The sequence below is a fragment of the Haladaptatus sp. ZSTT2 genome (genome assembly GCF_037081775.1).
In the GTDB taxonomy this organism is placed as follows: Archaea; Halobacteriota; Halobacteria; order Halobacteriales; family Halococcaceae; genus QDMS2.
Genome location: NZ_JBAMHQ010000001.1, coordinates 1,903,867 through 1,924,876, shown reverse-complemented (window position 1 = coordinate 1,924,876; position 21,010 = coordinate 1,903,867). Strand labels below are relative to the sequence as shown.

At 62.9% G+C, this 21,010-nt stretch carries 24 protein-coding genes; 11 read left to right on the top strand and 13 right to left on the bottom strand.

The window, feature by feature from the left end:
• Window positions 1–4: 4 nt before the first annotated feature.
• Both V5N13_RS10555 and V5N13_RS10550 read right to left on the bottom strand, forming a co-directional pair.
• Window positions 5–766: a DUF3179 domain-containing (seleno)protein gene (locus V5N13_RS10555; RefSeq protein WP_336360728.1), complete on the bottom strand. Its 762-nt coding sequence runs from the start codon at window positions 764–766 to the stop codon at window positions 5–7.
• A gap of 169 nt (window positions 767–935) precedes the next feature.
• Entirely contained in the window at window positions 936–1,778 is an 843-nt protein-coding gene (locus V5N13_RS10550; protein WP_336360727.1) for a translation initiation factor eIF-2B, read from the bottom strand.
• 53 nt (window positions 1,779–1,831) lie between these two features.
• Here V5N13_RS10550 and V5N13_RS10545 point away from each other — a divergent pair, with 53 nt between their 5' ends.
• Genes V5N13_RS10545 through V5N13_RS10535 form a run of 3 tightly spaced genes read left to right on the top strand, consistent with a single transcriptional unit; the run spans window position 1,832 to window position 4,085 of the window.
• Window positions 1,832–2,329: a metallophosphoesterase family protein gene (locus V5N13_RS10545; RefSeq protein WP_336360726.1), complete on the top strand. Its 498-nt coding sequence runs from the start codon at window positions 1,832–1,834 to the stop codon at window positions 2,327–2,329.
• A gap of 48 nt (window positions 2,330–2,377) precedes the next feature.
• Window positions 2,378–3,133, top strand: a complete 756-nt coding sequence (locus tag V5N13_RS10540) for a coenzyme F420-0:L-glutamate ligase (RefSeq protein ID WP_336360725.1) — start codon at window positions 2,378–2,380, stop codon at window positions 3,131–3,133.
• Entirely contained in the window at window positions 3,120–4,085 is a 966-nt protein-coding gene (locus V5N13_RS10535; RefSeq protein ID WP_336360724.1) for a 5,10-methylenetetrahydromethanopterin reductase, read from the top strand. The genes V5N13_RS10540 and V5N13_RS10535 overlap by 14 nt, the downstream gene beginning before the upstream one ends.
• Here V5N13_RS10535 and V5N13_RS10530 read toward each other — a convergent pair.
• Complete coding sequence (locus tag V5N13_RS10530) at window positions 4,054–4,272, bottom strand: hypothetical protein (RefSeq protein ID WP_332897875.1); 219 nt, start codon at window positions 4,270–4,272, stop codon at window positions 4,054–4,056. The genes V5N13_RS10535 and V5N13_RS10530 overlap by 32 nt on opposite strands.
• Window positions 4,273–4,356: 84 nt before the next feature.
• On the opposite strand from V5N13_RS10530, the gene V5N13_RS10525 reads away from it, so the two are divergent.
• From V5N13_RS10525 to yciH, 5 genes are all read left to right on the top strand, one after another.
• Window positions 4,357–4,575, top strand: coding sequence for a DUF7573 domain-containing protein (locus V5N13_RS10525; protein ID WP_336360723.1), 219 nt, complete (start codon window positions 4,357–4,359; stop codon window positions 4,573–4,575).
• A gap of 152 nt (window positions 4,576–4,727) precedes the next feature.
• Entirely contained in the window at window positions 4,728–5,705 is a 978-nt protein-coding gene (locus V5N13_RS10520; RefSeq protein WP_336360722.1) for an AAA family ATPase, read from the top strand.
• Window positions 5,702–6,709, top strand: a complete 1,008-nt coding sequence (locus V5N13_RS10515) for a DUF58 domain-containing protein (protein WP_336360721.1) — start codon at window positions 5,702–5,704, stop codon at window positions 6,707–6,709. The genes V5N13_RS10520 and V5N13_RS10515 overlap by 4 nt, the downstream gene beginning before the upstream one ends.
• Complete coding sequence (locus tag V5N13_RS10510; RefSeq protein ID WP_336360720.1) at window positions 6,706–8,928, top strand: transglutaminase TgpA family protein; 2,223 nt, start codon at window positions 6,706–6,708, stop codon at window positions 8,926–8,928. The genes V5N13_RS10515 and V5N13_RS10510 overlap by 4 nt, the downstream gene beginning before the upstream one ends.
• A 70-nt stretch (window positions 8,929–8,998) precedes the next feature.
• Complete coding sequence (gene yciH / locus V5N13_RS10505; protein WP_276245642.1) at window positions 8,999–9,292, top strand: stress response translation initiation inhibitor YciH; 294 nt, start codon at window positions 8,999–9,001, stop codon at window positions 9,290–9,292.
• 73 nt (window positions 9,293–9,365) lie between these two features.
• Here the strand turns inward: yciH and V5N13_RS10500 are convergent, their stop codons facing one another.
• From V5N13_RS10500 to V5N13_RS10460, 9 genes are all read right to left on the bottom strand, one after another.
• Window positions 9,366–9,740, bottom strand: a complete 375-nt coding sequence (locus tag V5N13_RS10500; protein ID WP_332897870.1) for a rhodanese-like domain-containing protein — start codon at window positions 9,738–9,740, stop codon at window positions 9,366–9,368.
• Between the two features lie 312 nt (window positions 9,741–10,052).
• The gene (locus V5N13_RS10495; RefSeq protein ID WP_332897869.1) at window positions 10,053–10,595 is read right to left on the bottom strand and encodes an NUDIX hydrolase; all 543 of its coding nucleotides are present in this window, start codon (window positions 10,593–10,595) and stop codon (window positions 10,053–10,055) included.
• Window positions 10,592–10,972, bottom strand: coding sequence for a hypothetical protein (locus V5N13_RS10490; protein WP_336360719.1), 381 nt, complete (start codon window positions 10,970–10,972; stop codon window positions 10,592–10,594). The genes V5N13_RS10495 and V5N13_RS10490 overlap by 4 nt, the downstream gene beginning before the upstream one ends.
• Before the next feature lie 42 nt (window positions 10,973–11,014).
• Window positions 11,015–11,431 carry a DUF5809 family protein gene (locus V5N13_RS10485; protein WP_336360718.1) on the bottom strand — a complete coding sequence of 139 codons (417 nt, stop codon included), beginning with the start codon at window positions 11,429–11,431 and terminating at the stop codon, window positions 11,015–11,017.
• Between the two features lie 25 nt (window positions 11,432–11,456).
• On the bottom strand, window positions 11,457–11,879 hold the full coding sequence (locus tag V5N13_RS10480) for a DUF5810 domain-containing protein (protein WP_336360717.1): 423 nt from the start codon (window positions 11,877–11,879) through the stop codon (window positions 11,457–11,459).
• A gap of 39 nt (window positions 11,880–11,918) precedes the next feature.
• A complete protein-coding gene (gene rimI, locus V5N13_RS10475; protein ID WP_332897865.1) occupies window positions 11,919–12,389 on the bottom strand; it encodes a ribosomal protein S18-alanine N-acetyltransferase in 471 nt (156 codons plus the stop codon).
• A 143-nt stretch (window positions 12,390–12,532) separates the two neighbouring features.
• Window positions 12,533–14,500 carry an aconitate hydratase gene (locus V5N13_RS10470; protein ID WP_336360716.1) on the bottom strand — a complete coding sequence of 656 codons (1,968 nt, stop codon included), beginning with the start codon at window positions 14,498–14,500 and terminating at the stop codon, window positions 12,533–12,535.
• Window positions 14,501–14,639: 139 nt separating this feature from the next.
• Window positions 14,640–15,260 carry a TetR/AcrR family transcriptional regulator gene (locus V5N13_RS10465; protein ID WP_336360715.1) on the bottom strand — a complete coding sequence of 207 codons (621 nt, stop codon included), beginning with the start codon at window positions 15,258–15,260 and terminating at the stop codon, window positions 14,640–14,642.
• Between the two features lie 53 nt (window positions 15,261–15,313).
• Window positions 15,314–16,255, bottom strand: coding sequence for an oxidoreductase (locus V5N13_RS10460; RefSeq protein ID WP_336360714.1), 942 nt, complete (start codon window positions 16,253–16,255; stop codon window positions 15,314–15,316).
• 155 nt (window positions 16,256–16,410) lie between these two features.
• Between V5N13_RS10460 and V5N13_RS10455 the strand changes: the two genes are divergently transcribed.
• Both V5N13_RS10455 and V5N13_RS10450 read left to right on the top strand, forming a co-directional pair.
• Window positions 16,411–16,911, top strand: a complete 501-nt coding sequence (locus tag V5N13_RS10455; protein WP_442904924.1) for a deoxyuridine 5'-triphosphate nucleotidohydrolase — start codon at window positions 16,411–16,413, stop codon at window positions 16,909–16,911.
• Window positions 16,912–16,991: 80 nt separating this feature from the next.
• Window positions 16,992–18,425 (top strand): S8 family peptidase, encoded by a 1,434-nt coding sequence (locus V5N13_RS10450; protein WP_336360713.1) that lies wholly within the window; start codon window positions 16,992–16,994, stop codon window positions 18,423–18,425.
• Here the strand turns inward: V5N13_RS10450 and V5N13_RS10445 are convergent, their stop codons facing one another.
• Entirely contained in the window at window positions 18,426–18,584 is a 159-nt protein-coding gene (locus V5N13_RS10445; protein WP_332897859.1) for a hypothetical protein, read from the bottom strand.
• Window positions 18,585–18,713: 129 nt separating this feature from the next.
• On the opposite strand from V5N13_RS10445, the gene V5N13_RS10440 reads away from it, so the two are divergent.
• A complete protein-coding gene (locus V5N13_RS10440; protein WP_336360712.1) occupies window positions 18,714–20,933 on the top strand; it encodes a S8 family serine peptidase in 2,220 nt (739 codons plus the stop codon).
• Window positions 20,934–21,010 lie beyond the last annotated feature (77 nt).

Here is a 21,010-nt window from a genome sequence, read left to right as displayed (position 1 = left end):
TCCATCACTCCACTACCGTCGAATACGGTGGCGGAAGGAGGACGTCCGTGTCTGGGTATCGTGTCTTCCAGTCGCCCCACGTCGTCAGTTCTGAAGGGCGGATGACGAGACGCTCGCCTTCGAGTGGCCCGCAGATGGCGCGCCCGAGAATTTGACTCCAATAGGAGCGCGTCGCCTCGTCGAACATCACGAGATTGGCGTTGTTGCGGACGTGTTCTGAGACAACCGAGCTGTTCTTGTAGGCGACGAACGTTCTGTTCTCCAGTTCGCTCGCGGCGGTGTAGACGCCCGGTGCCTGCCAGAGGAGGCCGGAGACGAGAAAGCGCGTTGGCTCGTTGTTGATGAGTCGGTCTGTGACGAGGCCGCTGCCACAGAGCGGGCAATACGTTATCAAAACGGGGCCGCCGAAGTCGTCGTTCACTATCTCGTGCCACCAGAGAATCGTGAGCGGGTAGGCTCGCGCTCGCTCGTCATCGCGGAGGCCGATGACGGTCTGGTGGTCGGCGAGAGTCAGTTGGTTGCGCCGGAGATATTTTGACTCGATTTCGAGGCCGTTCCAGCTCGTGCCGAATCGCGGTTCGACGATGGCGCGGATGGTTTTCGGTTTGATCTCCTCCTCGCAAATTGTACTCGGGATGCCCTGTTCTGCGAGTGAGAGGGGCGGGACGGGTTCGGTGGTCGTCGGCTCCGTTGGCGACCCACCCGTGAGACAGCCCGCAGCGGCGCTGAGTCCGGCGGCTGTGGCGAGAAACCGACGACGGTGCATGGAAGAACTAAGCACGAATCGAACGTAACTGGTGCGCGTGTGGGTACGGGCCGCTCACAACCATAGAGAGTGGGCGGCTCAGAATGTGAGCGTCGTCACAAGGGGCTCAGAGGGGGTAACTGTCGTCACCGCCGCCCAGTGAGACGTATCGGATGGAGGGATTTGACGCTTACCAATCAGCGAGTCCGCGCAGTTCCGTAGACACGGTCGCCACGTCACCCGTGTCGAACAGTCCCGCCTCGGTCGCAATCCCCGTCACGAGGTCGGGTGGCGTGCGGTCGAAGGTAGGATTCGACACGCCGAGGGTTGCGTCGCCGTCGTACAGTTCCGCCGCGTCTCGTGGCTCGGGGTCGTAGCCGTCTCGCGGATTCACCTTGTCGAGCGAGCAGACGGCGTAGAAGGGGATTCCGAGCGTGTTGGCGGCGCTCGCCGCGACGCGCGTTCCGACCTTGTTCACGACGCTGCCGTCTGCGAGAATCGTGTCCGCGCCGGCGACGACACACGCCACGTCGAAGTCCGCGAGCGCTTGGGCGATACCCGCATCCGAGACGAGCGTCGTTTTCGTCGTCGAGGCAAGCCTCTCTGCGACGCGGACGCCTTCGCCGCCGGGGTTCGAGACGGCGACGATGACGTGGGCAGGCGTCGCGTGGTTGAGGGCGGTGAGCACCGTCCCGGAGCGCGATAGCGTGAACACGGTTTTCCCAGAAAGGCAGTCAAGTTCGGTTGCTGCCGCGTTGTCTGCGTGTTCTGCGCGCGTTCGAACGGCGCGAGCCTCGGCGGCCACCGCCTCTGGCGTGTGGGCGGCGGCGTGCAGCACGCGATTGATGCGGTTTTCGATGACCACCATGCTCGGGCGGGCGGCGACGAGGTCGCGGGCGAGGGCGGCGACGTCCTCCCAATCGTCGGCCGCTTTCGCGCCTTCGTGGAGGACGTCGAGTGCCCACAACGAGAGCTGTGCCGAGCCGTGGTCGCGGTCGTCGCGGATGGTTTCGACCGACAGGTCTCGGGCCATACACCTCCTTCGTCCGGCGAACATTTAGAAGGGCGGGCGGTGAATCTCCGCGTATGCCACGCGTGGCACTCATCGCAGACACGCACATTCCCTCCCGAAAAGAGACCATCCCCGAATGGGTGGTAGCCCAAATCGAATCAGCCGAGTACACCATTCACGCGGGCGATTTCGACTCGGTTGACGCCTTCGAGCGCGTCAAAGAGATTGCCGGTGAATCGTTCACGGCGTGTCTCGGAAACATGGATGCAGACGACCTCGACTTGCCAGAGGTTGCCACCCTCGACGTGGGCGAGGTTCGCTTCGTCGTCACCCACGGCACCGGCGATCTCGACACCTACAAAGAGCGAGTGGCTGGTATTGTCGCTGACCACGCGGCAGGGACGACCATCGGCGTCTCCGGGCACACCCATCAGGTGCTCGACGAAGTGGTAGACGGCGTACGTCTGTTGAATCCGGGCAGTGCAACTGGCGCAGCCCCCGCGCTCACGACGACCATGCTCGTTGTGGATGTCGACGGCGACGCCATCTCCGTCTCGCGCATCGACGGGTAGCTTGCACCTATCGGGTCGCTTTTTAGGTGACGACAGCGACCAACACCTATGGAACTGTTCTCGGTGCCCGACCTCCCCGAGGTGCGTCCGGGCGACGACATCGCCGCGCTCATCGCAGAACGCGTCTCGCTCGACCCCGACGACGTCGTGGTGATTGCGAGCACCATCATCTCGAAGGCGGAGGGCAGACAGGCCAATCTTGCTGAGTTCCCGGCCGGCCCCCGTGCCCGCGAAATCGCGGCGACTCTCGAAGCGATTACCGGCGAGGAAAAAGACCCACGCTTCGCCCAAGCCGTGCTCGAAGAATCGACGGACATCGTGATGGACGCGCCCTTCTTACTTACGGAAACCCGCTTTGGCCACGTCGGCGTGAACGCGGGCATCGACCGCTCGAACGTCCCCGATGCAGACCTGCTTCTCCTGCCGAAACGCCCGAGTGAAAGCGCCGCGCGGATTCACGACGAACTCGGCGTCCCCGTCGTCGTGACCGACACCTGCGGCCGACCGTTTCGTCACGGCCAGCGCGCGGTGGCGATTGGGTGGGCGGGCATGCCGGCGAGCCGCGACTGGCGCGGCGAGCGCGACAGAGACGGCCGCGAACTCGGCGTCACCGTCCAGTGTGTCGTCGACGAACTGGCGGGCGCGGCGAACCTCGTCTCGGGCGAAGGCGACGGTGGGACACCCGTGACCATCGTCCGCGACTGGGAGTTCGGTGACCACGGCGGCAGCGAGAACCTGTATCGGTCTGTCGAGACAGATTTCGTCCGCCAAGCACTCAGAGGGTGGTCGTATGAACGGAATTGAGCTAACCCCGGAACACCCCGTTTCGGAGCTTGCGGAGTACGGAACGTTGGCGGAAGCGGCTGGGTTCGACACCGGATTCGTCTCCGCCCACTACAACAACCGCGACCCGTTCATCGCACTCGACCGCATCGGACAGGCGACGACCGACCTGCGCGTCGGCCCTGGCGTCGTCAATCCCTACGAAACCCACCCCGTGGCGCTCGCTTCGCGGATGGCGACGCTCGACGAATCGACGGACGGCCGCGCGGTGTTCGGGCTGGGCGCGGGCGACCGCTCGACGCTCACGAATTTGGGCTACGACCGCGACCGGCCCCTGCGGCGGGTGCTCGAAACGATGAAAGTCGCCCAACGGCTGTGGGCGGGCGAGCGCGTCACCCACGATGGGACGTTTACGGCGACCGATGCGGGCCTCAACTACGACGCGGGCGAGATTCCCGTTTACATTGGCGCACAGGGGCCACACATGCTCAAAATGAGCGCGAAACACGCAGACGGTGTGCTGATAAACGCCTCACACCCGGCCGATGTCGAGTGGGCGGCGGGCCAGATTTCTGAGGGGTTAGCGATGCGTCCCGACGACCGTGGCGCGTTCGATGCTGCGGCCTACGCGAGCGTGAGCATCGCAGAAGACGGGGAGGCGGCGCGCGAGGCTGCCCGGCCGCCGGTCGCGTTCATCGCGGGCGGGGCCGCACCGCCAGTGTTGGAACGCCACGGCATCGACCCCGATGCGGCGGCACAGATTGGTGAACAGATTGGCGCCGGTAAATTCACCGCGGCGTTCGGTGCGGTCACCGACGACATGATAGACGCCTTCTGTATCGCGGGGACGCCCGACGAAGTGGCGGAAAAGGTGGACGGCGTCCTCGCGCACGTCGATAGCATCGTGATGGGGTCGCCGCTTGGCCCAGATATCGAGACGGCTATTGCCCTTGCTGGGGCGGTCCTTGCGTGACGTCACCGACCATCGCGTCGCCCACCGCACCGAGGCCGAGGTAGAGCAGAGCGAGCATCGAGACGCCCGTAAGGAGCGCGCCCATCGTGAGCAAGAGCGCAGAGAGTGGGTCGCTCAGGGCGACGTCAGTAAAGCGCATCGTGAGTTCGACGGCGTTGTTCAGGAGTTCCAAAGCGATGTTTGCCATAGTCGTGGGATTGTACTGCGGGTATTTGATTGCTACTGTCCGACACGGCAGACGGTATAAGTCCGTCGCGCCGAGAGAGTAGGTATGAGCGAGGATTCGACGCTCGATGCGTTCGCCGGGGGCGAGGCGGCAGAAGAAGAGGCAGACGCGGCCCCGGAACCGAGTGCGAATGAGATTGCGCCCGCCACTTCGACCTACGCGTGGTCACCCGAGGGTGCCGCCTGCGAGGCGTGCGGAGAAGTCGTCGAGCGCCGGTGGCGCGATGGGGACGAGTTAGTCTGTGAATCGTGTAAATCCTGGTAGTTGACGGGTTGAGTGCCCAGTAACGTTAGATATTCTGGGGCACTATAACGGGCGAAGAGGTGCACACTCTCGTTGGGTATATGACAGAAAGCATTTGTAACCAGCCTCCGGAGTGTCAGACAACCTCATTGTAGAGCGTAACTACCCCTCCCATGACAGACGCCGACATCACTAGCGCCGAACCGAGTGCGGCAACTACTGCGTTGTCCATCGACGACGCGGGCGCACTCGCAGAGGACATAATCGAGAACGTAGAACAGGTAATCGTCGGAAATCACGGCACCGTCGAGCAAATCGTCACCGCCATCTTAGCACGCGGGCACATCCTCTTAGAGGACGTTCCCGGCGTCGGGAAGACGATGCTCTCGCGCGCCGTTGCTCGGTCGGTCGATTGCTCGTTTAAACGCGTCCAGTTCACTCCCGATTTGCTCCCCTCTGACGTGACCGGCGTCAACGTCTTCAACCAGCAAACCCGAGAGTTCGAGTTCCGCCCCGGCCCAATTTTCGCAAACTTCGTCCTCGGCGACGAAATCAACCGCGCACCGCCGAAAACCCAGAGTTCGCTGTTAGAGGCGATGGAAGAAGAACAGGTGACGGTCGATGGCGACACCCACCGCGTCCCGCTGCCCTTCACCATCATCGCGACCCAGAACTCCGTCGAGCGAAATCGCACCTACGAACTCCCGATGGCCGAAGTCGACCGCTTCATGAAGAAACTCCACCTCGGCTACCCCGACGAGGACGCAGAGAGCGAGATGCTCCTGCGCGTCGTTGGCCATCACCCAATCGAGGAACTCCAGCCGGTTGCGAGCGCAGCAGCCCTCCAATCGGCCCGCGAAACCGTCTCGCAGGTGTCCATCGAGGAGCCGATTCGCCGCTACGTCACCCAGATTGCGGGCCACACCCGCGAAAACGCCGTCCTCGGCGTGAGTCCGCGCGGCTCCATCTCACTGCTGCGCGCCGCCCAAGCCCGTGCGGTCATCGACGGCCGCGACTACGTCATCCCCGACGACGTCCAACAGGAGGCCGTGTCGGTGCTCGCCCACCGCATCCAACTCGGCGCGGACACGGCTGGCGTGACCAAGCGCGAACTCATCGAGGACGCACTCGAAGCCGTTTCGGTTCCATGAGCATCACCCGCCGGGGCATCGTGGTGGTGGTCGCCATCGCACTCGCACTCGCCATGTCCTATCAGTTCGGCGGGCGAGCGCTGAACGCCATCGTCGTTCCCGCTGCCATCGCGCTCGTCGCGGGAGCCATCCAGAGCACGCGCCTCTCGAAGCCGGACGTGAAACGAAGCCAGCCAGCGCCCGGCTTCCCGGGAGAGACGCGAACCGTCTCGCTCATCGTCGAAGGCACGAACACCGCGAGCGCGAGCATCACCGACGCCGTTGGCGACGGGCTGTCTTCGACGAAGACGCACTTCGAGGCATCCGTCCCCGGCACCATCACCTACGACATCGAGTACGACCGGCGGGGCGAACACGAACTCGGCCCGGTCACCGTTTCGGTTCGAGATATGTTCGGCCTGTTCGAGCGCACCTTCTCGTACCCGCTCATCACGCGGACGCTCGTCTATCCGCGACTCGAAGACCTCTCAGACGACGCACGCCACACGCTGAATCTCCTCTTTGACGAAGCTGCCGTCATCTCGCGCCAAGAGTTCGACAGCCTGCGCGAGTACGTCCCCGGCGACCCGCTGCGCGACATCCACTGGAAGACGAGCGCGAAACGCGATGGCGACCTGCTCGTCGCGGAGTTCATCGGTGAGGCAGAAGAAGACGGCCTCTCCATCGTCGCAGAGGGCGACGCCGGGCGCGCAGACGAGATGGCCTGTGCCGCCGCGAGCGTCGCGGCCTACGTCCTCGATTCGGGACTTTCCTGCGACGTGACCGCCCCCGGTGGCCACGTCACCCGCGCCCGCGGTGATAGCCAACGAAACCGTGTCCTCACGCTGTTCGCCCAGACGCCCGCCGGCGGGGTCGCAACCGCCCGCCGTGAGGCTGCTGATGTGCTCGTTTCTGCGACGGGCGACGGCCCGACGACCCTCTCGCTGCGCGACCGTGAACTGACCTTTAGCGACCTGACTCGCCGGGCTGCGGTGGCCGCAGACGGCGGGATCCCTGAGCCATGAGTACTGAAACCCCCTCCTTTGTCGACCGCACCGACTTCGGCCTGCGCGACCCGCTTCGCGTCCTCTCGCTCGTCGCTGCCGCCATCCTGACCATCTCCTACGTGAACGTGCTGTACGAGGTGACGACCATCGTCGGTGGCTCTACCGACCTCCTCGTACTCGTCGCCGGGACGCTCCTCGTGAGCACGCTACTCGCGCGCTATCTCTCCTCGTGGGTTGCCCTCCTGCTCGCCGCCATCATGCTCGGCGGCGGCATGTGGGTCTACCTCCAGTCGATTCCCGACGGCTTTGCCCTGCTCCTCCAGACCGAGCGCGTCCTGAGCGACGTGACCGCGCTCATGACCGGCCTGTCGATTCTTCGGGTGACGAAAGCCAGCGTCTGGGCGATGGCAATTGCGCCCGGGCCAGTGTTCCTCTCGTGGTATTTCGTCATGCAGCGACGCTACGCCCTCGGTGCGCTCGTCGGCGCGATTCCCCTCGGCTTGTTCGTCCTCACGGGAGACGCTGACATGCTGCTCACCGCGATGGGCGTGACCGCCGCCGCCGCACTCGTCGGGTTTGGCGAACTCGAACGCTTTGGCGCGAGGCTCGGACAGGCAGACCTGTTGACCGTCGTGCTCGCGACGATGGTCGTGCTCTCGCTTACCATCAGCGTCGTGCCCGGCGGCGCGTCGAACCCGCTGTTCCCGGGCCACTCAGGCGGCGACACCATCGAATCGAACCTGCTCACCGCAGACGAGGAGGTCGCCGTCCTCGGGAGCATCAGCCTCTCACCGGAGGTGCGCTTTAGCGTGACCGCAGACCGCCCACAGTACTGGAAAGTTGGCAGCTACGACCGCTACACCGGTGGCGGCTGGGTGCGAACCGGCGAAAGCACGCTCTATACGAGTTCGCTCGCCGCGCCGGAGGGTGATTCGCGGCGACTCGTCCAGACGTTCGAGATAGAGACCAGTCGGATGGACACGATGCCCTCGGCGTGGAAGCCAGTGAGCGTCCGCGGGACGCAATCAGACCGGACGCGGGTGACCCAACACGAGGGTATCCAGCCGCTTGGCTCACTCCGCGAAGGCGACCGCTACACAGTGTTGAGCCGGGTGCCCCAGACCCACCCCGACCAACTGCGTTCGGCAGGGACGGACTACCCAGAATACATCGAAGACCGGTATCTCCAACTCCCCGAATCGACGCCCGACCGCGTGGGTGAGTTCACCTCGCAAATCACGGCCAACGCCGAGAACCCCTACGACACCGCGCGCGTCATCGAGGTATATCTCGAATCGAACAAAGCGTACTCCTTAGACGTTGAACGGCCGGACGGCGACATCGCAGACTCGTTCCTCTTCGAGATGGACCGCGGCTACTGCACCTACTACGCGACGACGATGGTGACGATGCTCCGCACCCAAGGCATCCCGGCGCGCCTCGCGGTTGGTTACACGCCCGGCGAACAGGTCGCAGACGATAAGTGGGTCGTCCGCGGCTTAGACGCCCACGCGTGGGTGGAAGTGTACTTCCCCGAGACCGGCTGGGTGCAGTTCGACCCGACGCCCGCAGGCCCGCGCGAAAACGCAGAAACCCAACGCCTAACCCAAGCGCGAGCGGCCGGTGAGGAGAACGTCGATACGAACGAAACCGGCGCGACGACGACCACCGAGACGCCGGATACGAACACGAACACCAGTTCGAACAACACCGTCTCCGGCCCCGACGACGACCGCCTCTCCGAGATTCTCGGCGGCGACCCCGGCTCACAGGGCACCTCGAACACGAGTACGCCACCACCCGGTCCCGATGGAGCCGCGCCTGAAGATGGGGGTGGTGGCATCCCGATTCCGAGCCGCGAACAGACCGCCGTTGGGCTGGTCGCGCTCGTCGGGATGGCCGCGGGTGCCCACCGCACGGGAGCGTCGAAGCGCGCCTATCGCGCCCTCTGGCTGCGCTGGCCACAGTCTGGCACGCCAAAAGAGGATGCCGCACGCGCGTTCGCCCGCCTCGAATACCTGCTCTCGCGTCATCACGGACCGCGTCGACCGGGCGAGACGCCCCGGCAGTATCTGACGAGAGTGGACGCAGACGGCGATGCGCGGCGAGTCGGCGCAATATACGAGCGAGCGACGTACGCTGGTCGCGTGAGCCGCGAGGAGGCAGACGAAGCGCTCTCGCTCGTGACCGATAAAGTCCGGGACGCAACCCCGTTGGTGCGGCGGCTGGGTCGGTAGCGTCTCACGAATTTCTAAAAACACAACACCCGACAGCGTTTAGTAGGTCCCTTTCGTATCTCGGGTCGTAATGTCGGAAGTGTGCTCGACGTGTGGATTGCCCGAGGAACTCTGCGTCTGTGAGGACGTAGCTCGGGAATCACAGCAGATTAACATCCGCATCGACGAGCGTCGCTATGGGAAGGAGGTAACGATCATTGAAGGTCTCGATCCAAAGGACGTGGACATGGATAGTCTCTCGTCTGACCTGAAATCGAAGTTCGCCTGCGGTGGCACCGTCGAAGACGGCTCCATCGAACTCCAGGGGAACCACACGGGCCGCGTAGAGGACTTCCTGCGCGATAAGGGCTTCAACGTCGCCTGACCTTCAACTGAATCGTCACCTTCGGCCTTCGGGCCACACCTTCACTTTCTACGAAAACAGAGCGCCAGCGGTGCTAAAACGGCGCGCCGGGGCCTTCGTTGGACTGCTCTGCTTCGAGCCCGCCGGTTGCAAAGTCGTACTCCCACGCATCCAGCCCGCCAGCGAGGCTCTCGACGCGGGCGTGAGACGTGCCTTCGTACGACGAGATGAGCCGCACTGCCTGTAAACTGGAGACGCCGTGCGGGCAGACGGTCACGATGTGGTCTGCATCTGTGAGCGTCGGGATCTTGGTTACGAGGCTGTGAAACGGGATGTTCTCGCTGCCGGGGATGTGTCCCCGGGCGAACGCTCCGGGCGAACGAATGTCGATGATACGCACGTCTGCGCCCTCATCGAGCAGCGCTTTGACCTCGTCCGGCGCGATTTCGTCGTCCCTGCGGTCGGTCATATACGTGGTTTATTCGGTGGGTGAGGATAAGCATCTGGGTTGAGATGAAAAAGAAGAAAACGGGGTTGTTGAGACAGAGAGGAATCAACCACCTCGAAAGCCCCTGCGTTTTCAACGGCTGCACCTCGCTGTCGCCAGAAATCGGAGGTTTCTGAGATGCCAAAGCGGCTTTGCCGCTTTGAACCACGCGCTTCGCCTCACTCCGTTCGGCTGCAGTGCTTACGTCGGTTCGCTCGCCGAAAACGCGGCCCCTTTCAGTCCCACCCGTGGCGGTTGGTGAGCTGACTGGGTTGTAGAGATTGAGGAGAGGAGCTAGATGAGGCCTTCTTCTTTCGCCAGTAGAATGCCTTCAATCGTGGCGTCGTTTGCGGGTTCTTTTCGAGCAAGTTCCAACGCCTCATCAACGGGAACCGACGTGACGGTGATGAACTCATTGCCGTCGAGTTTGCGCTCGACGGGGCGGAGGCCCTCTGCGAACACGATTCCGCGGCGGTGGCGCAACACGCCAGTTGAGCACCAAAACTCTTCTATGAGGGCGAGGCTGTCTGCGGCGAAGCCCGTTTCTTCTTGCAGTTCGCGCGCCCCGGCTTGGGTGTAGGATTCGCCTTGCTCGACGATGCCTGCGGGGAGTTCGAGACACTGCTCGCCAATGGCGGGCCGGTACTGGTCTACGAGAATAATCTCGTCGTCTGCGACAGCCACCACGACGACGGCGTCGGGTAGTTCCGCCCAGTAGTACTTCTTCTCGGAGCCGTCCGGTTGGGTGACGAGGTCGTAGCCGCCGGTGTACCAGCCGGTTTCGTACTCGGCTTTCGATTCGAGAACGGGCCAGTCGTGGTCGCGCGACTCGGTCATACGTCCTGTACAACCGTTATCCGATAAAGTGTGCCGTTGTGAGAGACGTACACTGCGTCACCGTCCACGGCGGCGGGGTTGCGCTGGCCAAGCGCCGACCGTTCGTCAAAAGGTGAGTGGGTAAACGCCTCTTTCAGGCCAATCGGCCCCTTCCAGTAGGGTTCAGACTGCCCGGATGCGAGCGCCACACTGGTGTAGGGATAGCGATTACTCGGCAGGAACGACCCGTTTACCACCTCGTGGTCGCCGTCTGTGGGCGTCGCGGTCAGGTAGTAGGGGTCGCCGCTATTGAGCAGACTCGGCACCGCACCGAGCGCGAGCAAGAGGACGAGAAACACACCGATGGCGAGGAGCGCGTTGCGGGTGACCGGGCGCATACCGAGGGTTGGGAGCGAACGGGAAAAAGCGCCTCGCTAGAGTTAGAGCGTCTCGCGGTAGATGCGGCCGAACGCTTGGCGACGCAGGGTTGCCACAGCGGCCGCCTCCTCGTTCTGGAAGGTGGCGGCCACGACTGTGTTCGCAAACGGGGCGACGTGCCAGACGACGTGGTCTACGCTGTCGCTTCCGGCTTCGACGACGTCGTACTCGTCGTGGGCGGCACACCACTCGTCGAACTCTTCGCGGGTGCCGACGGTGACTTTGAGCAGTGAGGAGAACAGCGCGTTTCGTGCGGTCGTGACCACGTCGTCGGTGACACGTTCGTGGTACTCCTCGCGGTCGAACGCCATCGCTTTCGCCGTCTCTTTGACCGTGAGTTGGGCGGCGGGGCCGACCTGTTCGAACTGCTCGCGGGCGTCCTCTATAGTCTCGGGCGAGAAAAGGCCGTCTTTGTGCATGGTCTGTGTATGTGGCGGGACGCAGTTACGCGTTTTCGTCTTCGTCTTTCGCGCGATGTTCTTCCGCCATCCGCTTTGCCTCCTCCATCGCCGCCTGCGTTTTCGCGTCTAACTCGGGCGACTGGTCGGGCGCTTCCGTGTGGTGTGCATGGTTTGGCTCGTCATCGAAGAGGTCGCCCGGGCGCACGTCGTCGTGGTCGTGTTCGTGGTCGTGTTCGTGGTTGTGACCCGTCGTATCCTCGAACACCTGCGGGTACTCGCGTTCTTCTGCGAACTCGGTGACGCGCGCGGCGAGTTCTTTCTGTCCCTCCGCAGACCAGCCGGGGGCGTGTTCGTCCAACCACGCTTCGTGCTCGGCGTTGCCGAGGATGGCGGTGAAGGCGAGGTGGTTCGCAAGATGCTTGCCGTCCATCTGCGGTGCCTCACAGACCGGGCAGACATATCCCATGATGGGTGGAATGTGAGCCGTCGAAAAAAGGCAATCGCCTCACTCGTCTGTTTTGAGGAAGATGAGCGCATCCTCGCCGTCTTCGTAGTAGCCGGGAACGCGGTGGTGTGGGGCGAAGCCAAAGCGTTTGTAGAGCGCCTGTGCGCCCGCGTTCGAGTCCCTGACTTCGAGTTTCACCGAGCGCACGCCGTGGGTGGCGAGGACGAACAGCGCGCGTTCGAGCAATAAACTGCCAATCCCCTCACCTCGGTGGGCGGGCGAGACGGCAAAGTCCTTGATGTGGCCAATCGGCCGCCCATGGTTCGCCACCGCGTCGGCCACGACGTAGCCCACGATGTCGTCGGTTTCGGCGACGAGAAAGCCCGGTTCGCCAACGAAAAACTCGAACGCCTGATACGGCCACGGCTGGGGGAACGACTGGCGTTCGATGCGGAAAATTGAGAGCAAATCTGTGCGCGTTGCTTCCCGAATTTCGACTGCCTGCCCGACATCGTCGGCCGTCGTTGTCACAGAGAGAAATACGCACGGAACGCTATATATCACATTTGGGCGAACATTTTCTGCCGGTGGGTCCCTCCCGCTGGCGTGGGGCGAGTCAGTGACCGAGAGTCGTCGCTCGGGGCCGGTGAAAACGAAAGAGAAGGGAAGAGAGATTAGTCGTCTGCGGGTGCTGCGCCGCCTTCGGTCTGCATCTTCGTGTGTGGCAGTTTGCCACCGTCTGCGAGGATTTCACGCTCGCGCTCGGACGCTTCGAGTTCTGCGGTGAACTCCCAGTCGTCGTTGACGCGAACCGTGAACGTCTCCTTGCCGTTGCGGACGCCTTCTGCGACGTCGTCGACGATTTCCATGTCGTCGCCCTGTTCGAGCTTGTCGTAGGTCTCCTCGTCGATGACGAGTGGGATGAGACCGAAGTTGAACAGGTTCGCTTTGTGGATGCGGGCGAACGACTGGGCGAAAACGCCCTGGATGCCGAGGAACATCGGACACAGCGCGGCGTGTTCGCGGGAGGAGCCCTGCCCGTAGTTCTCGCCGGCGACGAGGAAGCCGCCGTCGGAGTCGAGCGAGCGCTGGGCGAAGCTCTGGTCGACGCGCGAGAGCGTGAACTCAGAGAGCTTTGGGATGTTCGACCGGTACATCAGGATGTCCTGCGTCGCTGGGATGATGTGGTCGGTCGTGATGTTGTCCTCCATCTTGAGGAGCGCGGAGCCTTCGAGATGGGCGTCGAGTGGGTCTTTCAGCGGCACGTCGCCGATGTTTGGCCCCTTGATGAGGCTGTCGTCGACGGGTTCGTCCGGCGTGATGATGTCCGCTTTCGAGCCGTTGTATTTGTCGGGCATCACGGCACCCGGTGCGGCTAAGTCGCCAAGTTCCTCTGCGAGGTCGCGTGGGTCGACGATTTCGCCTTTGATACCGGCGGCGGCGGCAACCTCTGGCGAGCAGAGGTAGACGTTGTCGTCTTCGATACCGGAGCGACCCTCGAAGTTGCGGTTGAACGTCCGCAGGGAGACGGAGTTGGAGGCTGGGACGTGACCGATACCGATACACGCACCACAAGTTGCCTCGGAGAAGTTGACACCGGCGGCCATCATCTCTGCGACCCAGCCCTCACGGGCGAGGAGTTCTGCAGACTGCTTGGAGCCGGGTGCGACGATGAACTCCGTTTTCTTGTTGACTTCGCGGCCTTCGACCATCTTCGCGGCCGGGAGGATGTCCGTGTAGCCACCGTTTGTACAGGAGCCAACCATGACCTGGTCGACCTGCGTGCCTGCGACTTCGCGGACGGGAACGACCTTGTCCGGCATGGATGGGCACGCGATGAGCGGTTCGAGGTCGGAGAGGTCGATGACGATTTCGTCGTCGTACTCCGCGTCCTCGTCGGGCTGGAGGTCAACGTAGTCGTCTTCGCGGCCGACCCGAGAGAGGAAGTCCTTCGTCGCCTCGTCGGTTGGGAAGATGGAGGACGTCGCGCCGAGTTCCGTACCCATGTTGGTGATGGTCGTGCGCTCGGGGACGGTGAGCGTCTCGACACCGGGGCCGGTGTACTCGAAGATTTTGCCGACGCCGCCTTTGACGGAGAGCCGACGGAGCATCTCGAGGATGACGTCTTTTGCGGTCGACCATTCTGGGAGTTCGCCTTCGAGACGAACGTTCACGACTTCCGGCATCTCGACGTAGTAGGGGCCGCCACCCATGGCGACGGCGATGTCGAGGCCACCGGCACCGATGGCGAGCTGGCCGAGGCCACCGGGCGTTGGCGTGTGGGAGTCAGATCCGAGGAGCGTCTTGCCGGGTGCGGCGAAGTTCTCCTTGTGGACGTTGTGGCAGATGCCGTTGCCGGGACGGGAGAAGTAGGCCCCGAACGTGCCTGCTGCAGACCGGAGGAAGCGGTGGTCGTCAGAGTTCTTAAAGTCGAACTGGTAGGTCTGGTGGTCACAGTACTGGGCGGCGAGTTCCGTCTGGACTTCGTCGATTTCGAGCGCTTCGAACTGGAGCCAGACGAGCGTCCCCGTCGTGTCCTGTGTGAGCACTTGGTCGATTTCGATACCAATCTCTTCACCTGTCTCAAGTTCCCCTTCGACAAGGTGGTCAGCAAGAATTTTTTCCGTAAGCGTCTGTCCCATATCAGCTAAAAATGCAGGCTACAGTGTTATAAATCCCGTGAAATTAGCCATGGAAAACCATCATAAACACCGCTTCCGCCGGCAATTTTCTCGAAAGAATTGCCATTTTCACGCGAACTGATAGACACTTGGTGACATATCAACTAGACGGTCGCACAGCCTCGCCGCGGAGGTCGTCGAGAACCGAATCGAGCGCGACACGAATCGAGGAGATAGACGCCGTGCGCGTGGTCGTCGCGCGCGTCTGCATCGCATAGAGCAACAGGCCCACGAGGTGTTCTGCGGCGACGGGCACGTCTACGTCTGCGAACTGGCCCGCCTCGATACCGGCCTCGATGAAGTCTGAAACCGTTGTGACGAGCAGCGAGTCGAGTTTCGTGAACTTCTCGCGGTAGGCCTCGCTTTGAGCCGCCTGTGCGCGAAGCTCTGCGTACACGCGCAGGAAGGTTCGTTTGTCCGCTGAGACCGTCTCCGGGAGGAGTTTATCAACGAACGCACGCAGGTTCGTCTCGGGGTCTGCGCCAGCACCGTCTAAGTACTCTGCGGTGAACTGAGCGAGGTGGAAGTCGAGCAACGCCAACAGGAGGTCGTCTTTGTCGTCGAAGTGGTAGTAGATGAGCGAGGGGCTCTGGCCGAGTTCGTCGCCAATGGCCTTTATCGAGAGGTCGGCGTAGCCGTGGGTGGCGAGCGCGTCGAACGCCGCCGCGATGATTCGGTGTTTCGTGGAGCCTGAGTCCGCTCGCACGCCGGGATGGGTCATAGAGTTCTCACCGGAACTTCGACGCGCGTGACCCTCAATACTTCGAGAATGGGTCAGGCCTCGACGGTTTCTTCGTCGTGTTCGCTGTCACCTTCCTCGAAGAACGTGACGCCAGTCGCCTCCGCTGCGTATTCCCAGAGCCGTATTGCGACCTGTTCGTCACGGGCGGACGTGGAGATTTTCGCGGGTTCCGGGTAGCCACGGATTTCGAACCAGCCGTCGGGGCCGTAGTAGCCGCCCGCCTGTGCATCGGGCGCGGTCGCCGCGTAGAGGGTCGGCAGCGCGCCTTGGTCTTGGTCCATGCTGAAAAAGCCGATGCCGAAGTCCGTGAGCGAGCTGTGGCGCTGGAGGTTCGTTCGCGTAAAGCCGGGGTGGGCGGCGAGCGAGCGAGTGCCCGCGTCGTGGGCGTCGAGTTGGCGCTGGAGTTCGAGGGCGAACATGAGGTCTGCAAGCTTGCTTTGACCGTATTCGCGCCACTGGCTGTAGGACTTCTCGCCGCGGAAGTTGTCGAAGTCGATGCTGGCTCGGCGGTGGGCGAGGCTCGACAGCGTCACGACCCGCGAATCGGGTGTAGAGAGGAGCATCGGGAGCAACTGCCCGGTGAGCGCGAAGTGGCCGATGAAGTTCACGCCGAACTGGAGTTCGAAGCCTTCCTCGGTCTTCGAGAACGGCGGAATCATCACGCCTGCGTTGTTCACGAGCACGTCGAGGTCGCTGTAGCGGTCGGTGAACGCGGCGGCGAACTGTGCGACCGAGTCGAGGCTTGCGAGGTCAAGTTCCATCGTGTCGAGCGAGGCGTTCTCCACCTCGGATTCGAGTTTGCGTCGGGCGGCGTCGGCACGGTCTGCGCTCCGACACGCCATCACGACGTGTGCGCCCTTTTCCGCGAGTTGTTTCGTCGACGCGTAGCCAATGCCGCTGTTCGCGCCGGTCACGATGACCGTCTTGCCGGTGGAGTCGGGGATGTCTGCCGCCGTCCAGTTTGTAGATGCCATTGTGTGTTTCCAAGTGAGCGCCCAACAGAGTTGTTTGAACGTTCAATCAAATACTGGGATGGGGTTCGAGGCGATAAGCATATCGGTAAAATGATGGCTGTATGGGAGGTTCGTGCTTCGGCAGACCTTTGCTCTCGGGCCAAACTCCCATAGGTATGTTCCGAAGCGGGCAGTTCGTTGCAGACAACGTTACCCCGGTCACCGACGAACAAATCCAACCGAACGGCATCGACCTCACCCTCGAAGCCGTGTTCGAACAGCGCGAACCCGGCCGAATCGGCACGGACGGCAAGGAAGTTGGCGACCGCCAGCGCATGGCGGGCGAACAAGTGGTCGAAGTGCCACCTGAAGAGCCCGACCCGAACGGGGCGTACTACCTGCCACCCGGCGGCTACATCGTCCGCTATGCCGAAATCGTCTCCATCCCCGAAGAACACGTCGGGTTCATCTACCCGCGCTCGTCGCTGCTTCGCAACTCATGTATGCTGAACACCGCGGTCTGGGACGCGGGCTACGAAGGCAAAGGCGAAGGCCTGCTCCAAGTCCACCACGACATCGAAATCGAACACGGCGCGCGCATCGCCCAGCTGGTGCTCGCAGAAGCCGACCACGAGGGCGTTTACGAGGGGTCGTATCAGGGCGAAAACCTCGACTAAGAGAGGTATTGTCACTCGATATTTTGATAATTTAATGCAATCAGCGATAGATATTAATGTGGTATTCTCGTGCAGTTGCTATGGCACGTCAGAACACGCCACGACGGACGTTTCTCAAAGGCATCGGCGCGGCAAGCGTCGGCACGGCGCTCGCAACCGGGAGCGCGGGTGCGTCGTTGCCACTCGTTGACGACGTTCTCAATCTCACAAGCGAAGACCCACAGGAAGTGCTCGTTGTCTTCGACTCCACCGACGACATCTCGTTGCTCTCAGGACTCAGCCTCGTAGACGGCTTCGTGGGCCTGAACGTCCTCCCAATCGGCTACACCCGCCTGACCGGGTCGCAAATCGAGGAAGTCGCGTCGTGGGACGCCGTCCGGCGCGTCGAAGCCAACAAAGAACTCAATTACCACAACGCAGACGCCCGCGAGGTGACCGGCGTTTCGACCGTTCAGTCAGACCTCGGCTACACCGGCGAAAACGTCCACACCGCCGTCATCGACTCGGGAATTTCGGGGCTGCATCCTGACCACCAAGTGAACCTCCAGCACAACTATCGCTACCTCAACCCGCTCGGGACGAGCGAGACCACCTTCTGGACGGACGTTGGCAACATCGACACCGACGACAACGGCCACGGCACCCACACCAGCGGGTCGATTGCGGGCGACGGGACGAACACCGCCGAGAACCGGGGGATGGCCCCGAACGCCGACCTCACCGTTTACTCTGCGGGACTCACGCTCCTCATCATTCACGCTGTTTCTGCGATGGACCACCTCATCGCTGAGCGCCTCGCCGGAAACACCGACGCCCACATCGTCTCGAATTCGTATGGGAGCGCGAGCGCAGACGACTACGAACCCGATGCCGCGCTCAACGTGGCGACGTGGGAAGCGTTCCAAGCCGGGATTCTCCCCGTCTTTTCAGCGGGGAACTCCGGCCCGGCGACCAACACGCTCAACGACTACGCGAAAGCCCCGCACGTCCTCAGCGTGGCCGCCACCGACGACCAGAAGGCGGTCACCGACTTCTCCTCGCGCGGTCGCGCCTCCTCGTACTCGGGCGAGACGAACTACGACCGCCAGACCGCCTTCGAGAACTTGAGTGCGTATCACGCAGGCGAGTCCGTGAGCGGCCCGGTCGGCCTCTATCGCAACGGCGTCGGCGCACCCGGCAACGCCGTCGTGAGCACGCTCTCGCCGCTCGACCCACTCAACGCGACGGGTGACGGAAACGACCTCTACTACGGCCCGCTCAGCGGGACGAGTATGTCGTGTCCCGTCACCGCCGGGATTGCCACGCTCATGGTAGACGCCTACTACGACGCGACGGGGTCGTACCCGGAACCACTCGACGTGTTGAACACCATTGAGGCAACCGCCACGGAAGCCCGAGAAACGTACACTCCGGCGAACATCGGCGCAGGCTTCGTTGATGCGGAAGCGGCCGTCTCGCGGGCGGCAAACGGCGACTTCGCTGCCTTCAGCGAGGTCAGCATCGTGAGCGAATAATTAGATGAGTTTCGTGGTCTCTCGGAGGACGCCTCCGGAGTGCCACACGAGGTGCTTTTCCTCTGCGTGCAGTTCTGCGTGTTCGAACGTCTCGTACTCGCTTCCCGCCCGGACGCGGAAGCCACAGTCTGGCTCCGGGCAACTGTACTCGTAGGCCATGCGAGAGATACGCGCGCTGAGGAGAAAGCAGTGTGTTAATTGTTAGCAAACAGGTCTGAACGCCCGAAGTTCAGACGTTTGGACGATTTGGCCAGAAGAGTATTTTATAGACAATTGTTGCCTAGTGCCATGCGCTTCAGCAGACGCACACTCCTAAAAGCAACAGGCGCGGCGGGCGCAGCCACTCTCGTCCCGTTCACGGGGAGCGGCTTTGCACAGACTCCAACCATCGACACCAGTCTCGACACCGACAGCACCGAATTACAGGAAGTGCTGGTCGTGTTCGACGACTCCGCGAACGTCGACCTCATCACCCAGTTCGACCTCCCGGCGGGCCACTACGCCTTCGAAGTGTTGCCGATTGCCTATACGAAGCTCACGGGCGACCAGATTGCGACGCTCGCGGAGATTCCCGCCGTGAAATACGTCCAAGCGAACACACAACTCGACTACCACAACGACGATTCGCGGGAGGCGACGGGCGCGGACATCGTCCAAGAGAACCTGTTTTACACGGGCGAAACCGCCCATTCGGTGGTCATCGACTCGGGCATCGACGGCGACCACCCCGACCACCAAACGAACCTCCAGCACAACTGGCGCTACACCGACCCACTCGATGCGGGCACGATGTGGGTCGATGCCGGTCCCGCAGACACCGACGACAACGGCCACGGCACCCACACCAGTGGCTCGGTGGCTGGGGACGGCACCGCGAGCGACGGCAAGTACCGCGGGATGGCCCCCGACGCGAAACTCACCGTCTACTCGGCGGGGGTGACCCTCCTCATCGTCCAAGCCGTAGGAGCCTACGACCACCTGCTCTCGCGGGTGGAACAAGGGAAAACTGACGTGCAAATCGTCTCGAACTCGTATGGCAGTTCAAGCCCCGACGACTTCGTGCCGAGCGACGCGCTCAACGTCGCCACGTGGGAGGCGTTCCAGCGCGGTATCCTCCCCATTTTCTCTGCGGGCAACGACGGCCCCGGCGAGAACACGCTCAACAACTACGCGAAAGCCCCGCACGTCCTCGGCGTCGCCGCAACGTTCGACGACAAGACGGTCACCGATTTCTCCTCTCGTGGCCGATTCGCCGACTACGACGGCGGCGGCGAGGGCGCACAGTACGACCGCGAACTCGCGCTGTCGAATCTGACCGACTACTTCGACGCGAACCTCGCAGACCAGCCGGTGCTCTCTGAAACCTCCTTTACCGGAACCGTCGGCCCCGGTTCGAGCGACGCGGGCGTCGGTGACTCGGCGTATCAGGAGTGGACGGCCCCCGAGAAGGCGGGCTACGTCGAAGCCGACGTGTCGTGGACGCCGCCGGGCCAAGATTTAGACATCTACCTCCATCAAGGCGCAAAAGACGGCCCCGTCGTTGCAAGCGGCGCGAGCCTCGACAACCCCGAACACGTCGCGGGAGCCGTGACCGGCGGCGAGACGTACTACTTCGAAATCGTCCCGTACGCGAATCTCACCGCCTCGTGGACAATCGACCTCACCGCGCGCGAAGCCCCGCCTGCGGGCCAGCAGCCGGAAGGCCCGTTCGGCATCTACCGCAACGGCGTCGGCGCGAACGGCAACCTCGTCATGAGCACGCTGTCGCCGGACGACCCACTCCAAGCCTACGCGAGCACGAGCGACCCGAACGAACAGGACGCAGAAATCTGGTACGGCAAAATCTCGGGAACGAGTATGTCCTGTCCCGTCACCGCCGGGGTCGCCACGCTCGTCGTGGACGCCTACAACCAGACCCACGGTGAGTACCCAGACCCCCTCGACGTGTTGCTCATCATGGAGGCGAGTGCGAAGGACGTACGCGGCGGCTACAACCCGGCGAACATCGGTGCCGGGTTCGTGGATGCCGTCGGCGCGGTCACGCTCGCAGAGGAGAACAAGCCACACCCGGCGAAGTTCAACGACGTAGACCTCACGAGCCTCGACGAGACGGCCACCGACACGGTGTTTGAGGCAACTGGCTCGCGGGCCGACGACGGCTCCGTGTTCACCGCCGGGCAGACGAATCAGGTGACGATAACCGTCGAGAGCTCGACCGGATCTGCGTTCGTCCGCGATACGATTCCGTTCGACTGGACGCTCGTCGGTGGCGACGACGCCGAGGTGTACACCGAAAACGGCACGCGCTACGTTGAGTTCACCGAACCCGTCGGCGCGGTCGAAGACGGCGATGACCCAGTCACTCGGACGTACTTCCTCGAAGCCCCCGACTCGACGGGCAGCTACGAGTTCGGCCCCGCAGCGGCCACCGCGACGTTCGACGAGGTGCGCACGGTGACGCTGACCGGCACGGACAGCAACACCGTCGGCGGTGTCGATACGAACTGAGCAGTTCTCCTTTTTCGCGCAGCGAGCCGTGCTGGCCGGGCCATAACGTATATGCGAATGTGCCTAATATCGAGACT

Bases quoted from the DNA above. Each gene is read 5' to 3' on its own strand.
- V5N13_RS10555 (WP_336360728.1), bottom strand. From the start codon at position 766: ATGCACCGTCGTCGGTTTCTCGCCACAGCCGCCGGACTCAGCGCCGCT.
- V5N13_RS10550 (WP_336360727.1), bottom strand. From the start codon at position 1,778: ATGGCCCGAGACCTGTCGGTCGAAACCATCCGCGACGACCGCGACCAC.
- V5N13_RS10545 (WP_336360726.1), top strand. From the start codon at position 1,832: ATGCCACGCGTGGCACTCATCGCAGACACGCACATTCCCTCCCGAAAA.
- V5N13_RS10540 (WP_336360725.1), top strand. From the start codon at position 2,378: ATGGAACTGTTCTCGGTGCCCGACCTCCCCGAGGTGCGTCCGGGCGAC.
- V5N13_RS10535 (WP_336360724.1), top strand. From the start codon at position 3,120: ATGAACGGAATTGAGCTAACCCCGGAACACCCCGTTTCGGAGCTTGCG.
- V5N13_RS10530 (WP_332897875.1), bottom strand. From the start codon at position 4,272: ATGGCAAACATCGCTTTGGAACTCCTGAACAACGCCGTCGAACTCACG.
- V5N13_RS10525 (WP_336360723.1), top strand. From the start codon at position 4,357: ATGAGCGAGGATTCGACGCTCGATGCGTTCGCCGGGGGCGAGGCGGCA.
- V5N13_RS10520 (WP_336360722.1), top strand. From the start codon at position 4,728: ATGACAGACGCCGACATCACTAGCGCCGAACCGAGTGCGGCAACTACT.
- V5N13_RS10515 (WP_336360721.1), top strand. From the start codon at position 5,702: ATGAGCATCACCCGCCGGGGCATCGTGGTGGTGGTCGCCATCGCACTC.
- V5N13_RS10510 (WP_336360720.1), top strand. From the start codon at position 6,706: ATGAGTACTGAAACCCCCTCCTTTGTCGACCGCACCGACTTCGGCCTG.
- yciH (WP_276245642.1), top strand. From the start codon at position 8,999: ATGTCGGAAGTGTGCTCGACGTGTGGATTGCCCGAGGAACTCTGCGTC.
- V5N13_RS10500 (WP_332897870.1), bottom strand. From the start codon at position 9,740: ATGACCGACCGCAGGGACGACGAAATCGCGCCGGACGAGGTCAAAGCG.
- V5N13_RS10495 (WP_332897869.1), bottom strand. From the start codon at position 10,595: ATGACCGAGTCGCGCGACCACGACTGGCCCGTTCTCGAATCGAAAGCC.
- V5N13_RS10490 (WP_336360719.1), bottom strand. From the start codon at position 10,972: ATGCGCCCGGTCACCCGCAACGCGCTCCTCGCCATCGGTGTGTTTCTC.
- V5N13_RS10485 (WP_336360718.1), bottom strand. From the start codon at position 11,431: ATGCACAAAGACGGCCTTTTCTCGCCCGAGACTATAGAGGACGCCCGC.
- V5N13_RS10480 (WP_336360717.1), bottom strand. From the start codon at position 11,879: ATGGGATATGTCTGCCCGGTCTGTGAGGCACCGCAGATGGACGGCAAG.
- V5N13_RS10470 (WP_336360716.1), bottom strand. From the start codon at position 14,500: ATGGGACAGACGCTTACGGAAAAAATTCTTGCTGACCACCTTGTCGAA.
- V5N13_RS10465 (WP_336360715.1), bottom strand. From the start codon at position 15,260: ATGACCCATCCCGGCGTGCGAGCGGACTCAGGCTCCACGAAACACCGA.
- V5N13_RS10460 (WP_336360714.1), bottom strand. From the start codon at position 16,255: ATGGCATCTACAAACTGGACGGCGGCAGACATCCCCGACTCCACCGGC.
- V5N13_RS10455 (WP_442904924.1), top strand. From the start codon at position 16,411: ATGTTCCGAAGCGGGCAGTTCGTTGCAGACAACGTTACCCCGGTCACC.
- V5N13_RS10450 (WP_336360713.1), top strand. From the start codon at position 16,992: ATGGCACGTCAGAACACGCCACGACGGACGTTTCTCAAAGGCATCGGC.
- V5N13_RS10445 (WP_332897859.1), bottom strand. From the start codon at position 18,584: ATGGCCTACGAGTACAGTTGCCCGGAGCCAGACTGTGGCTTCCGCGTC.
- V5N13_RS10440 (WP_336360712.1), top strand. From the start codon at position 18,714: ATGCGCTTCAGCAGACGCACACTCCTAAAAGCAACAGGCGCGGCGGGC.